Here is a 12784-nt window from a genome sequence, read left to right on the forward strand (position 1 = left end):
GCGAAGATCTTATCGAAGCCAAGGCGCCACAGTATTTGTGCCCGGTCGTCCATTACCCGGATTTCACTTACGACGAGGCGCTCGAGCGATTGATTGCAGGTCGGTTTCCTGCTGGGCCGGAGGTATCCGCGGGCAAGGACATTTACGTATGGTGCAAGGGAGATCTGTTACTCGGACCGTTGACCCCGAAGATTGACGGCGACACATACCTTGTCCCGTCCGACTCAGTGCGATTCGAACAGGTTGCCTACCGAGAGAACGAAAATGCCATTTTTCGATTTCCTGGAGACTTGGCCTTCTGTGCACCGACTTCTCCGATCACCGGCTACTTCGACTGCCGTCCAGACGCCGACATCTTGCGGACGGCGGTCCGGGATGCTGTTGGAGTGTCGGACAAGTCAACTCTTGGCACACCGGAATTTCTTGCGACAAGAGCACTGATGCAGAAAGCAGCAGACTCCCTTCGTGACGGTGACAGTATTGCTGACCGCCAATACAAGTACGATCGCATACACCGCGCGTTGAAGATATGCGGTGACAGTGAAGAGGTCCGCCGGCATGCGGCTGAACTCTCAGCCCTCCTTTTCGAGGATCCGGCAGTTCGGAACGATCTCGAACGACGTAAAGCCGAACACCTCGCAGACGCCTTCGTAGCAGCGAAAGACGAAGTGTTGGCGAAGCTGAAAGATGAGCAGGGCCGGCTCGAGCGGATGCGTGAAGAGAGCGTCGCGCTTGCGAACGAGAAGGTAGAGCACGCTGCGGAATTAGATCGATTGCGCTCCGAGCTTGAATCCACCGAGACTGCGGTGTCCGGGCAGCTTGCAGACCTGGAGCACACGGTGACCGAACGCGTGACAGATCTGGTTGACGATGCGTCCGGCCTACTGGCCGAGTCGGTTCTGTTGCGGGCACTCGGAGTGGGCGCGTCCACACAGGCGCCCGCGATCCCCGCCGCAGCGGCTCCTCTGCTCGCGTGGTCGCCTGGATGGCGAACGAGTCCGGTGATCGAGGCGCGCCCTCTGAACGAGTCCCTAGTGAGCGTTGGTCGAGAATCAGGAATAGATCATTCGGTCCTGCAACGAATTCACGCCGCTGTTGTTGCCGAATTACTACCTGTTCTGACCGGTAACGGCGCGACAGCTGCGTTGACTGCGTATGCCACGGCTGTGTGCGCCGGCAGAATTGCGGCACTACCTGTGGCACACGACTTTCTCCACCCGGTTGATCTTCTCGGTGTCCGCGCCGCTGATCCGCGAGCAACTCGGATGCACGCAGGCCTTCTGTCGGGCGTGAGTGACGCCGTGCGAGAAGGCGGAACGGCGTTGCTCGTTCTAGAAGCATTCAACCGTGCTCCAACCGAGTCCTATTTGATGCCGTGGCTCCAGGTTCCCGATCGAGGTATCGCGGTCCCGATGACGGCGCAGCAGATTCTTGGATCGGAACGAATCGTGCCTCACCCGAGTCTTCTCGTCGCTGCCACTGCTGCCGCCGGCCGCACCACGGCGCCGGTGAGTCCTGATCTGTGGGGGTTTGCCGTCGCGATTGACGTCCCGCGTCGTTCCGGCGGGAAAGTGAACGTGGACACTCGCACCTCCTCACCCGAGGGTGCGTTCGGCGCGAAAGCAGCTGTCGAGTCATTGGAGGATGCAGTTGCAGGATACTGGCCCATCGACGACGGCGTGCTCGACACTGCACGCCGGTTCGCATCGGCACTGGACCTAGTCGGTGAGTCCGACAGAATCCCAACGGCATTGGCGGAATGTATCCTCGTTCCGGCGCTTTCGACGTCCATGGGAGGCCACGACCTCGAGCTTGCAGTCAACGCGGTGCTGGACTGGAGTCGAACATCCGATCCGAAGGAGCGCCGCCGGTTGTACAGCTTGGCACAACGATTCCACAGTAGGTTCGCATGATTCCTGGTGCTCCGCGAATCACGACTCTGGCGGGTGAGGGTATCGTCGGCTATCTCCGGGCCGAGCTGGGCGTAGCACGCGGTGCAACAACCGAAGGTCTTACCTGCGAGCTGATCCGAGCCGTGGCCTGGGCCTCAACTGGGGGACGTGCACCGGTCAGCACCCGGGGATTGCTTGATCGACTCATGGAACCGGCCCTGGCAATTGTGCAGCGCAAGGGTGGCGTTGACGCGCGGCGTAACGAACTCCGTCGCATGATGAATACCCTGGCGATCGTGGGCGACCTCGTAGAACTACAACGCGGTCAGTGGTTGTCGGCGAGCGGGTGCATCGTCAGACTCGACGGGACTCCAACGCCGACATTCCTACTCATCAGCGGCATTCCACTGCGTGAGTTCGATGAAGGGGCGCGCGTGGCGGTCGAAGTCGATGGCACCCGTCGCATCATCCGTGACGCGGAGTGTGTGAGCTTGTTCGACCTTCCGGTCATCGAATATCGAGATTGGGCGCGTACGCCTCGAATGCCGTTGCAGGACTGGACCGACGGCACGCTTACCTTGCCGCTTCGCCGACAAAACGACGAGTGGGCTGATGCTTGCGAAATGCAGTTGTATTCACCGCAGCTGGTAGCTCTGCATAAGGCGCAGGCGCACCGTTGGACTTCACTGCAGGGGAGTCCTGACGGTAGGACCCTGGCGCGCTTCACGATGTTCGGAGAGGCGGCATACGCGGTCGTCGAAGTCGCGCAGGGCACGGTGGCAGGGTTCCGTGAATGTGCCCCGCAGGACGTGCGCCGTCTGATGTACGGCCTCGACCAGCAACACAAGAACCCGACAGCCGCAACTTTGGCCTCGGTAGCAGGTGCCGGCACAACTTCCGTACGACTTCACAACGCTCTGCCCTACGCGGAGGCACGGGGCATGCTGGCTCTGGTCGAAGACTCCGTCGATGCACGCCCCCTGGTGACACGACACGGTGCAGCGGTCCGAGTGCTGCTCGACGGGTTGGGGATTCAGCTCAGAGATGGCAGCGGCGCCAAATCGGAATGACGTGAAAATGCCTGTGCGCGGTCAGGGAGTCCGGAGACTCCCTAACCGCGCACAGGCCGAAGGCCTAACGAGCGAAGAGCAGCGCTCGCTTGACTTCCTGAATAGCCTTTGTCACCTGGATGCCGCGGGGGCACGCGTCGGTGCAGTTGAACGTGGTGCGGCAACGCCACACGCCGTCCTTGTCGTTCAGGATGTCGAGACGCTCGGAAGCGGCCTCGTCACGGCTGTCGAAGATGAACCGGTGTGCGTTCACAATGGCAGCGGGACCGAAGTAGCTGCCGTCGCTCCAGTACACGGGGCACGACGTGGTGCAGCATGCGCAGAGAATGCACTTGGTGGTGTCGTCGAAACGTGCACGGTCGTGCTGGCTCTGGATGCGCTCACGAGTGGGCTCGTTGCCACTGGTGATGAGGAACGGCTTCACGGCGCGGAATGCGTCGAAGAAGGGCTCCATGTCGACAACCAGGTCCTTCTCGACGGGCAGGCCCTTGATGGGCTCGACCGTGATGGTGACAGGCTTGCCGTCCTTGGGGAGCATGTCCTTCATCAGCAGCTTGCAGGCCAGACGGTTCACACCGTTGATCCGCATGGCGTCCGATCCACAGACACCGTGTGCGCAGCTGCGACGGAACGTGAGGGTGCCGTCGAGGTAACCCTTCACGTACAGGAGCAGGTTGAGCAGACGGTCGGTGGGCAGTGCCGGGACCTGGAAACTGTCCCAGTGCTGGCCCTCGCCCGATTCGGGGTTCATCCGCGCGATCTTGAGAGTGACCATGACGGCCCCCTCGGGAACAGCGGGGAGTTTGGGTGCATCTACAGCAGGCGCAGACATCAGTACTTACGCTCCATCGGCTCGTAGCGGGTCTGGATCACCGGCTTGTAGTCCAGACGGATGTCGGAGAGCAGGCCGTCACCCTCCTTGTACGCCATCGTGTGCTTCATGTACTCGGCGTCGTTGCGGTCCGGGAAGTCCTCGCGAGCGTGGCCGCCGCGCGATTCCTTGCGGTTGAGGGCGCCGACGACGGTGACCTCTGCCATTTCGAGGAGGAAGCCCAGCTCGATGGCCTCGAGCAGGTCGCTGTTGTAGCGCTTGCCCTTGTCCTGGACCGTGATGTGGTTGTAGCGCTCCTTGAGAGCACGCACATCCTTGAGAGCCTGGGTGAGGCGCTCTTCGGTGCGGAAGACGGAGGCGTTGTTGTCCATCGACTGCTGCAGCTCGGTGCGGATGTCCGCAACGCGCTCGTGGCCGTGATCGGACAGGATGACGCCGACCCAGTCTTCGACCATGGCGGCCGGGGTTTCCGGCATGTCGACGAACTCGGTGGAGTTCGCGTACTCGGCGGCAGCGATGCCGGCGCGGCGGCCGAACACGTTGATGTCGAGGAGCGAGTTGGTACCGAGACGGTTTGCACCGTGTACGGAGACACAGGCGCATTCGCCGGCCGCGTACAGACCCTTGACGATCTCGTCGTTGTTGCGCAGCACCTCACCGTTGATCTTGGTGGGAATACCGCCCATGACGTAGTGGCACGTCGGGTAGACGGGCACGGGCTCCTTGACGGGGTCCACGCCGAGGTAGGTGCGCGAGAACTCCATGATGTCGGGGAGCTTCTCGTCGAGAACTTCCTCGGGGATGTGCGTCACGTCGATGTAGACGTAGTCCTTGTTCGGGCCGGCGCCGCGGCCTTCGAGAACCTCGAGGACCATCGAACGAGCCACGATGTCACGCGGAGCGAGGTCCTTGATGGTGGGTGCGTAACGCTCCATGAAGCGTTCACCGTCGGCATTACGGAGAATGCCACCTTCACCGCGGACGGCTTCCGAGATCAGGATGCCGAGACCGGCGAGTCCTGTCGGGTGGAACTGGTGGAACTCCATGTCCTCGAGGGGCAGGCCCTTGCGGAAGATGATGCCCATGCCGTCACCGGTGAGGGTGTGCGCGTTGGACGTCGTCTTGTACATGCGTCCCGAGCCGCCGGTCGCGAAGACGATCGACTTGGCGTGGAAGATGTGCAGCTCGCCGGTCGAGAGCTCGTAGCAGATGACACCGGTGGCAACCGGGCCGTCCTCGGTCTCGGTGATGGCGATGTCGAGCGCGTAGAACTCGTTGAAGAACTCGACGTCGTGCTTGACGCAGTTCTGGTAGAGCGTCTGCAGGATCATGTGACCGGTGCGGTCGGCGGCGTAACACGCACGGCGGACGGGTGCCTTGCCGTGGTCGCGTGTGTGGCCACCGAATCGACGCTGGTCGATCTTGCCTTCGGGCGTGCGGTTGAACGGCAGACCCATCTTCTCGAGGTCGAGCACCGCATCGATGGCCTCCTTGGCCATGATCTCGACGGCGTCCTGGTCGGCGAGGTAGTCGCCGCCCTTGACGGTGTCGAAGGTGTGCCACTCCCAGTTGTCTTCCTCCACGTTCGCCAGTGCGGCACACATGCCGCCCTGGGCCGCGCCGGTGTGGCTGCGGGTGGGGTAGAGCTTGGTCAGTACGGCCGTGCGGGCACGGGGGCCAGCTTCGATTGCCGCACGCATGCCTGCGCCACCGGCGCCGACGATGACCACGTCATAACGATGTTCCTGCATGAAGTCTGTGCTCCCCTAGCTCGCCGAGATATTGGGGTCGAAGGTGAAGATGACGTACGTGCCCAGGCCCATGATCAGGATCATCGAGAGAACGAGGATCGTGGTCAGCCAGAAGCGCGTGGAGTCCTTGCGGGAGTAGTCCGCGATGACCGTGCGCAGACCGTTACCGCCGTGCAGCTGTGCCAGCCACAACATCGTCAGATCCCAGAACTGCCAGAATGGGCTGGACCAGCGACCTGCGACGAACGCGAAGTTCAAACGGTGAACGCCACCGTCGAGCATCAGCATGATGAACATGTGGCCCAGGACCAGAACGATCAGGGCGACGCCGGAGAAGCGCATGAAGAGCCATGCGTACAACTCGAAGTTGTTCCGAGCCTTCGCGCGCGGGGACCGCGGGTTGTCCAGGCTTGCGGGACGGTCGTATGAGGTGCCCAGGCTCTTGGCTTCGGGTCCGTGAGTAGTCGCCATGTCAGTGCTCCGCAAACATGTTGATGAGGATGCGTCCGGCGCCTGGGATCATCACCAGGAACCAGATCGTCAGAATGGTCCAGAGCATGACGCGCTGGTACTTCGGGCCCTTCGACCAGAAGTCCACCAACATCACGCGCACGCCGTTGAGGGCGTGGTAGAGGACTACGCCGACGAGGCCGATCTCCATGAGGCCGACGAGGGGGTTCTTGTACGTGTCGATGACGGCGTCGTACGTATCGGGATTGACCCGAACGAGTGCCGTATCGAGAACGTGTACGAATAGGAAGAAGAAAGTAGCGACGCCTGTGATCCGGTGTAGAACCCAGGACCACATTCCGGGGTCGCCCCGGTAAAGCGACCTCGTGCGCTCCTTCTGAGGAGCGGCTTCAGTCGTAGTACTCATCGAGTGCTGTGCCTCCAACGTCATTGGTGGACGCGTCGAGCCTGCAGAGAGCTTCGATGTACCTCAGCCCGGGCTCGACGGGATCCTGAACCGACTTGACTCAGACTCTAAACCTATGTGAAACCGGGAACTAATCAGATGCGGGATTCGTACGCGTACCAAACTCTTTGTAAGGTTTGCCTTTCCAATCTCGCCGAGACGGTTTCGGCGTGGTTTCTGCATCCATTCAGTCGGCGTGATTGGATAACGAACCATGGGTGACATCGACTGGAAGTTGTTGCGGCACAACGCGCAAGTGGTCATGCGGCAAGCTTATGCACCGTACTCGGGCTATGCAGTGGGTGCAGCTGCCCTGGTAGACGATGGTCGGATCGTCTCAGGATGCAATGTGGAAAATGTCTCATACGGTTTGAGCCTGTGTGCCGAATGTGGACTCGTCGGTAACTTGGCCGCCACCGGGGGCGGGCGGCTGATTGCCTTCACGTGCTGCGACGCGAAGGGCTCGATTCTGATGCCATGCGGCAGGTGCAGACAGCTTCTTCTCGAGCACGGCGGGGGTGAGATGCTTGTCGACACGAGCAGTGGGTTCAAGCCGCTGAGCGAGCTGTTGCCTGATGCTTTCGGGCCGGAACAAGCAGAGGGGCTCCGCCATGTTTGACGCAGTTTCCATCATCGGCGCCAAGCGTGACGGCCGCGAGCTGTCGGGAACCGAGATCGACTGGATAGTTCAGGCGTTCACACAGGGGATCGTCGGTGACGAGCAGATGTCGGCGCTCGCGATGGCGATCTACTTCCGCGGAATGTCGCGAGCAGAGACCGGTCGATGGACCGAGGCGATGATCGAATCCGGCGGGAGGATGGACTTTTCGGACTTGCCGCTGCCCACCGTCGACAAGCATTCGACCGGTGGAGTGGGGGACAAGATCACCCTTCCGCTTGCACCCCTCGTCGCTGCCTGTGGTCTTGCAGTCCCGCAGTTGTCGGGCCGCGGACTCGGCCACACCGGTGGAACTCTCGACAAGCTCGAGGCCATTCCAGGTTGGCGAGCCGAGCTCACGGCGACGGAGATGGTCGACATTCTCTCGGATCCGAAAATCGGCGCGGTGATCTGCGCTGCCGGAGCGAATCTGGCCCCCGCGGACAAGAAGCTCTACGCGCTGCGCGACGTGACCGGAACGGTGGAATCCATTCCGCTGATCGCAAGTTCGATCATGAGCAAGAAGATTGCCGAGGGAACCGGCGCCCTGGTGCTCGACGTCAAGGTCGGTTCCGGAGCGTTCATGAAGGACCTCGGCGACGCGCGAGAGTTGGCACGCACGATGGTCGAGCTTGGCAACGACGCCGGCGTGCGTACAAGCGCTCTCATCACCGGGATGGACACCCCGCTCGGATTGACGGCGGGCAACGCCCTCGAGGTACGTGAATCCGTCGAGGTGCTGGCAGGCGGCGGGCCGTCGGACGTCGTCGAGCTGACCCTGGTCCTGGCTCGGGAGATGCTGTCAGCGGCCGGGATCGACGGTATCGACCCCGCCGACAAACTGGCCGACGGCACGGCAATGGACCGGTGGCGCGCGATGATCGCCGCACAAGGTGGGGACCCACACGCGACGCTGCCGGTGGCCCGGCACAGCGACGTCGTCACCGCGGACCGAGACGGCGTACTGACCCGACTCGACGCCATGGCGGTGGGCATCGCGGCCTGGAAACTGGGAGCCGGACGCGAACGGCAGGGCGAAGCCGTTCAGGCCGGTGCCGGCATCGAGATGCATGCAAAGCCTGGCGACGTGGTCCGTGCCGGGCAGAAGCTGATGACATTGCACACCGACACTCCCGAGAGATTTGATGCAGCGCGACGAAGCCTCGGCGGTGGATGGTCGATCGGGACCGATTCCGACACCGTTTCGCGACCGTTGCTCATCGAGCGAATTGTGGGTGATTCGCGTTAGCGTTGGCGAATGAACGCACCGGAGTTGACCACGATCCGCAGCGCACCCAAAGTTCTTCTCCACGATCATCTCGACGGAGGACTCCGACCCGAGACCGTTCTCGAACTGGCCGAGCAATGTGGCTACGACGAGCTGCCGGCGAATACGGCATCCGAACTGGCGCAATGGTTCCGAACTGCCGCTGACAGTGGATCGCTCGAGCTCTACCTCGAAACGTTCGCGCACACAGTCGCCGTGATGCAGACCCCCGAAGGGCTCGCACGGGTGGCACGTGAGTGTGCCGAGGATCTGGCCGACGACAACGTCGTCTATGCCGAGATCCGTTTTGCGCCCGAGCAGCACCTGGAACAAGGCCTGAGTTTGGACGAGGTCGTCGAGCACGTTCTCGAAGGTTTCCGGGCCGGCGAATCCGCTGCCAGGGTCGCGGGACGGGAGATCCGCATCGGCTGTCTTCTCACGGCGATGAGGCATGCCGCGCGGTCGCGGGAGATCGCCGAACTCGCTGTGCGATTCCGGGACCGCGGGGTTGTCGGTTTCGACATCGCCGGCGCCGAGGCCGGAAACCCACCGAGCCGGCACCTCGACGCGTTCGAGTACATGCGTGACGCGAACGCCCACTTCACGATTCACGCGGGTGAGGCTTTCGGGTTGCCGTCGATCCACGAAGCCATCGCCTTCTGCGGAGCGGATCGGTTGGGCCACGGCGTGCGGATCGTTGACGACATCGACGTAGGCGTGCCAGGTGGGGCAGAGTTGGGTCGGCTCGCGAACTACGTCCGTGACATGCGCATTCCCCTGGAACTGTGCCCGAGTTCGAACGTGCAGACCGGAGCCGTAGCCGCCCTGGCGGACCATCCGTTCGGACTCTTGGCGGACTTGCGCTTCCGAGTGACCGTCAACACCGACAACAGGCTGATGAGCGACACCACCATGAGCCGGGAAATGGCCGCGTTGGTCGAGACCTTCGGTTACGGATGGACCGATCTCGAACGCTTCACCATCAACGCGATGAAGTCGGCCTTCATCCCGTTCGACGAGCGCCTCGCGTTGATCGACGACGTCATCAAGCCGGGCTACGCCGTGCTCATCGGCTAGATGACGTGCGCCCGACTACTCAGATCGAAGCCGGGCCTCGAACTCGCGTTCGAGTTCGCGCCAGGCCTCGGATTCCTTGGTGAACGGCGCACTCGGAGCCATCCGCGACGGATCGGGGTTGAGGAGGTACGAGACGTACCAACCCAGCTCGTTCGACGCGGACAGAGCCTCCTCGGTGGAGTCGTCGTCGGCGAAATCTGCTGCATCGGTGAACAATTCGACTGCGAGTTCCAGCTGCTCGGCATCTACGACGTCCGGGCCCTGGGCGAGGTCGTCGGCGATACCGGGCAGAACGTAGACGTTCTCGTCCGTGACCTCGATTTCGAGTGAACCGTCGACGGCCGCATTCTGAATTTCGCCGTACGTACTGACCTGCGAGAGATCGTGTTCGTGGTTGTCGGCGAGGTAGCGAGCGAGTGCGCGCTCGCTACGGAAGACGGTGATCAGTCCGTCCTTGCCGAGGAAGATCGCCTGATCTCCCATGTAGCAGCGCAGAGTGTAGAACGTCTCGGCCGAGGTGATGATGCGGATCGGGTCGACACCGACCTCGCCCCAGAAGGTCTCGACTTCGTCTTCGTCCTCTTCGAGGTCGTCTTCGTCGAATTCCTCGTCCTCGCCCTCCTCGGCGACATCGTCGGCGTCGACGGTGTTCTCGGCGGCAGCGAGCAGTTCAGCTTCGGCGACCGCGACGGCGGCTGCATCGACCTTCGGGGAGGTGACCACCTTGTCGATGGCGTCGAGAACGGCGTCCCAGTCCTTGACGATCGCAGCGCCGACCTGGTCCCACAGCTCCAGGCCTTCGCGGCCTTCGAAGGTGCCGGCGCCGGTGGCAAGCGCGCCGAGTACCGGATGGCCGCTGAAGAAGCGGATGACCGCGTCGAGTTCGCACACCTCACCGATGTTGCGAGCCATGTTCAGGGTGTCTTCGAGTTCCGAGACCACCAGTGCCTCAGGGTCACCTGCGGCCAGTTCCGGCACGCCGACGAAGTCGAACGTGAAGTTCTCTTCCGGTTCCAACTCGGCTGCCGACAGTCCGGAGACGACGGCCCACGCCGGATGCTCGACCAGGTCGTTGTCGGAGTCCGTTCGGATGAAGGCCGCGAGTTCCGCGACGGAGGAGAACCCGTAGAGGTCTTCCTCATGGCCGAGAAACGCTTCCCACTCGTCGTCGCCCTCGCGCCAGCGAGGTGCCCACAAAGTGACGAGGTCTCCGTCGGTGAGTCCGATTTCGATAGGGACGATGTCTCCAGCCATGGGCGGAAGCCTATCCACCGCAGCGCGAAAGGCATAGCGGGGGTTCGTCACGTTTGTTTCAGGGCTACTCGGAGCTCACTGACCAGTCGCTCGCGTTCGTCGTTGGACTGTTGAACTGCCTGGTGAATCGTGGCCACCGTCAATGCGGCCACCGTCTGAGAATTCATCGCGGTGATTGCGTCGGTGATCCGTAGGTCGACCAGAGCGCCCAGCCCGTCGACAGTCGCCGTGACTATCCCACCCTCGCTCGAGACGACTACCCGAAGAGCGCCGACCCCGTCGACGGCGTCCTGCAAGAGTCCCGTCCGGTGTTTCGCCAGCTCCATGATTCGATCAATCTCGCTCATATCGAACGCATCCAGCTCGACGGAAGGTTCTGGCCCTCGGCGGCGTCGACATCGGCCAGTTCGTCTCGGGTCGGGAGACCGAGCCGATCGAGGATCGCTGCCGGGACTCCGGTCTCCTCGAGCTCCACACGATGGCGGGCGCCGGCTTCGATTGCTGCATGTGAGCACAGCGTGAGTATCTGCTGTGCCAACCGCTGCCCGCCGTACCGCAGTTCGTCCTGGCTGATCCTCAGGTCCACGGGCACGGCGTGCTCCGTGGCGCGGACCGCGATGGTTCCGTTGCGGTTGACGGCTACGGCTGTGATGATCGGCGGTGATTCGCGCTTGTTCTCGGGCATGATTCCCTGTCATTCCGTCGGACGGTAGAAGCCGTGAAAGCCCATGCCGCTGTTCGTGGTTCGGATGGCGCTGATCTCGACAGGATCGCCGGCTTCGACCATCTGACCGTTGCCGATCACCATGGCGACGTGTCCGTCCCAGACCGCGAGGTCGCCCGGCATCAGATTGTTCTGATCGACCTGGTTCCCGATTCCCTGTTCCTGAGCCAACCTCGGAATATCGACTCCGGCCTGGCCGTACGCCCATTGCGTCAGACCACTGCAGTCCAGACCGACTCCGGGTGTCGTGCCTCCCCAGGCGTACGGGACACCCTGTTGAGTGAGCGCGTTGCGTACGGCAGCAGCGGCCTCGGCGTTCGGTGCGGTGGCAATCGAGCCGTCGGGAAGTTCGACCTCAACGCCACCGACGGAACCGGAACCACTTGCGGAACCGGAACCACTTGCGGAACCGGAACCACTTGCGGAACCGGAACCACCCGCCGACTCGGAGACCCCAGGTGCGGGATCGGGTATCGGGACGGACGGGACGAGTGCGGACATCTTGTCGGTCGACCCGGCCAGCTCACCGCGTACCCGCTCGATAACCGATACCGCGCGTCCGAGGTGCTCCAACGCGGCCGACAACAACATCAATTGGCCCGTCGGTGTCATCAGCGTCGGCCCGGCCTTGATCGCGAGTGTCAGAAACGACTGGAGAATCTCACCGAGTTCGGTCATTCCCGCGTACACGGACGTTGTCGCTTCGTCCACGACGCCGGCGATGTCGTTTCCGCGATCGGCGAGGTTTCGCGTCGACGTCTGCGTCTGCTCGGTTTTGGTCACCGCAGCAGTGAGAGCAGTCGACGAACTCTGAGAGGACGCCAGTTCGCTCAGTGCCGCGCTTCCCAGTTGGTAGGCGATCTCGAGGGCGTCCGTGGCGATTCGGATGCCGACGTCGGGTCCACTTGCGCTGGGGACACCAGTCCCGACAGTGTCGACCAGGTCGATGATCGGTCGTGCGAGTGCGTCGACGTCGATCATGAGCGTGCGGCTTCAGCGAGAGTCCTTCGTACCGATTCCTCGGAGTCGAGATAGACGGCGTGAGCGTCGCGGGTGGCTGACTGGACGCTGGAGATCACAGCGGACAGTCGATCGATGTCGTCGATGTGCGCTTGCTGTGCTCGGCTCGCGACATCGACGAAGTCGCCGCCGATCAGCCCCAGCACAGTGGACAGAGCCAAGTGATCGCCACCCGCCGCGTCCTGTCGAGCTTGCGCGACGTTGTCGGCAACAGTGCCCAACCGCGTGGCGAACTCCGCGATGCTTTCAGTGTCCAGATCCAGATTTGTCAACTTGTCTTCCCCCCGTTGCGCTTACTCCCTCTTGGACGCCGCGCGGGGTGC

The 12784-nt window shown here is 62.6% G+C and carries 14 protein-coding genes; 5 read left to right on the forward strand and 9 right to left on the reverse strand.

Translation table 11 applies throughout. The features are described from left to right. Window positions 1-440 precede the first annotated feature (440 nt). Complete coding sequence (locus KTR60_RS10290) at window positions 441-1913, forward strand: hypothetical protein (protein WP_218748920.1); 1473 nt, start codon at window positions 441-443, stop codon at window positions 1911-1913. Next, window positions 1910-2962: a hypothetical protein gene (locus KTR60_RS10295; RefSeq protein ID WP_218748918.1), complete on the forward strand. Its 1053-nt coding sequence runs from the start codon at window positions 1910-1912 to the stop codon at window positions 2960-2962. Before KTR60_RS10290 ends, KTR60_RS10295 begins: the two co-directional genes overlap by 4 nt. A gap of 64 nt (window positions 2963-3026) precedes the next feature. On the opposite strand, the gene KTR60_RS10300 is transcribed toward KTR60_RS10295, so the two are convergent. The 4 genes from KTR60_RS10300 to sdhC are packed head-to-tail and all read right to left on the reverse strand — an operon-like array spanning window position 3027 to window position 6353. Then, a complete protein-coding gene (locus tag KTR60_RS10300; RefSeq protein ID WP_003940925.1) occupies window positions 3027-3794 on the reverse strand; it encodes a succinate dehydrogenase iron-sulfur subunit in 768 nt (255 codons plus the stop codon). Beyond that, window positions 3794-5545, reverse strand: coding sequence for a succinate dehydrogenase flavoprotein subunit (gene sdhA / locus KTR60_RS10305; RefSeq protein WP_003941011.1), 1752 nt, complete (start codon window positions 5543-5545; stop codon window positions 3794-3796). Before sdhA ends, KTR60_RS10300 begins: the two co-directional genes overlap by 1 nt. Window positions 5546-5560: 15 nt before the next feature. Continuing rightward, window positions 5561-6016 carry a succinate dehydrogenase hydrophobic membrane anchor subunit gene (locus tag KTR60_RS10310; protein WP_003940699.1) on the reverse strand — a complete coding sequence of 152 codons (456 nt, stop codon included), beginning with the start codon at window positions 6014-6016 and terminating at the stop codon, window positions 5561-5563. Between the two features lies 1 nt (window position 6017). Next, window positions 6018-6353: a succinate dehydrogenase, cytochrome b556 subunit gene (gene sdhC / locus KTR60_RS10315; protein WP_007727327.1), complete on the reverse strand. Its 336-nt coding sequence runs from the start codon at window positions 6351-6353 to the stop codon at window positions 6018-6020. Window positions 6354-6675: 322 nt separating this feature from the next. Between sdhC and KTR60_RS10320 the strand changes: the two genes are divergently transcribed. From KTR60_RS10320 to KTR60_RS10330, 3 genes are read left to right on the forward strand one after another with little or no spacing between them, the layout of a single operon-like run. Beyond that, on the forward strand, window positions 6676-7080 hold the full coding sequence (locus tag KTR60_RS10320) for a cytidine deaminase (RefSeq protein ID WP_042449639.1): 405 nt from the start codon (window positions 6676-6678) through the stop codon (window positions 7078-7080). Beyond that, the gene (locus KTR60_RS10325) at window positions 7073-8368 is read left to right on the forward strand and encodes a thymidine phosphorylase (protein WP_003940738.1); all 1296 of its coding nucleotides are present in this window, start codon (window positions 7073-7075) and stop codon (window positions 8366-8368) included. Before KTR60_RS10320 ends, KTR60_RS10325 begins: the two co-directional genes overlap by 8 nt. 9 nt (window positions 8369-8377) lie before the next feature. Further along, a complete protein-coding gene (locus tag KTR60_RS10330) occupies window positions 8378-9463 on the forward strand; it encodes an adenosine deaminase (protein WP_007727325.1) in 1086 nt (361 codons plus the stop codon). Between the two features lie 15 nt (window positions 9464-9478). On the opposite strand, the gene KTR60_RS10335 is transcribed toward KTR60_RS10330, so the two are convergent. Genes KTR60_RS10335 through KTR60_RS10355 form a run of 5 tightly spaced genes read right to left on the reverse strand, consistent with a single transcriptional unit; the run spans window position 9479 to window position 12733 of the window. Then, window positions 9479-10717, reverse strand: coding sequence for a hypothetical protein (locus tag KTR60_RS10335; protein ID WP_003940713.1), 1239 nt, complete (start codon window positions 10715-10717; stop codon window positions 9479-9481). Window positions 10718-10764: 47 nt separating this feature from the next. Beyond that, complete coding sequence (locus tag KTR60_RS10340) at window positions 10765-11064, reverse strand: YbaB/EbfC family nucleoid-associated protein (RefSeq protein WP_007727324.1); 300 nt, start codon at window positions 11062-11064, stop codon at window positions 10765-10767. Then, entirely contained in the window at window positions 11061-11402 is a 342-nt protein-coding gene (locus KTR60_RS10345) for a hypothetical protein (RefSeq protein ID WP_050654874.1), read from the reverse strand. The genes KTR60_RS10340 and KTR60_RS10345 overlap by 4 nt, the downstream gene beginning before the upstream one ends. Before the next feature lie 9 nt (window positions 11403-11411). Then, window positions 11412-12422, reverse strand: a complete 1011-nt coding sequence (locus KTR60_RS10350; RefSeq protein ID WP_214925638.1) for a C40 family peptidase — start codon at window positions 12420-12422, stop codon at window positions 11412-11414. Continuing rightward, complete coding sequence (locus tag KTR60_RS10355; RefSeq protein WP_007727320.1) at window positions 12419-12733, reverse strand: type VII secretion target; 315 nt, start codon at window positions 12731-12733, stop codon at window positions 12419-12421. Before KTR60_RS10355 ends, KTR60_RS10350 begins: the two co-directional genes overlap by 4 nt. Between the last annotated feature and the right edge of the window lie 51 nt (window positions 12734-12784).

Origin of the sequence: Rhodococcus sp. C1 (genome assembly GCF_020809065.1) — a bacterium.
In the GTDB taxonomy this organism is placed as follows: domain Bacteria; phylum Actinomycetota; class Actinomycetes; order Mycobacteriales; family Mycobacteriaceae; genus Rhodococcus_F; species Rhodococcus_F qingshengii.

Coding starts and splice junctions, on each gene's coding strand:
- KTR60_RS10290 (WP_218748920.1), top strand. CDS start 441: ATGCAGAAAGCAGCAGACTCCCTTCGTGACGGTGACAGTATTGCTGAC.
- KTR60_RS10295 (WP_218748918.1), top strand. CDS start 1,910: ATGATTCCTGGTGCTCCGCGAATCACGACTCTGGCGGGTGAGGGTATC.
- KTR60_RS10300 (WP_003940925.1), bottom strand. CDS start 3,794: ATGTCTGCGCCTGCTGTAGATGCACCCAAACTCCCCGCTGTTCCCGAG.
- sdhA (WP_003941011.1), bottom strand. CDS start 5,545: ATGCAGGAACATCGTTATGACGTGGTCATCGTCGGCGCCGGTGGCGCA.
- KTR60_RS10310 (WP_003940699.1), bottom strand. CDS start 6,016: ATGGCGACTACTCACGGACCCGAAGCCAAGAGCCTGGGCACCTCATAC.
- sdhC (WP_007727327.1), bottom strand. CDS start 6,353: ATGTGGTCCTGGGTTCTACACCGGATCACAGGCGTCGCTACTTTCTTC.
- KTR60_RS10320 (WP_042449639.1), top strand. CDS start 6,676: ATGGGTGACATCGACTGGAAGTTGTTGCGGCACAACGCGCAAGTGGTC.
- KTR60_RS10325 (WP_003940738.1), top strand. CDS start 7,073: ATGTTTGACGCAGTTTCCATCATCGGCGCCAAGCGTGACGGCCGCGAG.
- KTR60_RS10330 (WP_007727325.1), top strand. CDS start 8,378: ATGAACGCACCGGAGTTGACCACGATCCGCAGCGCACCCAAAGTTCTT.
- KTR60_RS10335 (WP_003940713.1), bottom strand. CDS start 10,717: ATGGCTGGAGACATCGTCCCTATCGAAATCGGACTCACCGACGGAGAC.
- KTR60_RS10340 (WP_007727324.1), bottom strand. CDS start 11,064: ATGAGCGAGATTGATCGAATCATGGAGCTGGCGAAACACCGGACGGGA.
- KTR60_RS10345 (WP_050654874.1), bottom strand. CDS start 11,402: ATGCCCGAGAACAAGCGCGAATCACCGCCGATCATCACAGCCGTAGCC.
- KTR60_RS10350 (WP_214925638.1), bottom strand. CDS start 12,422: ATGATCGACGTCGACGCACTCGCACGACCGATCATCGACCTGGTCGAC.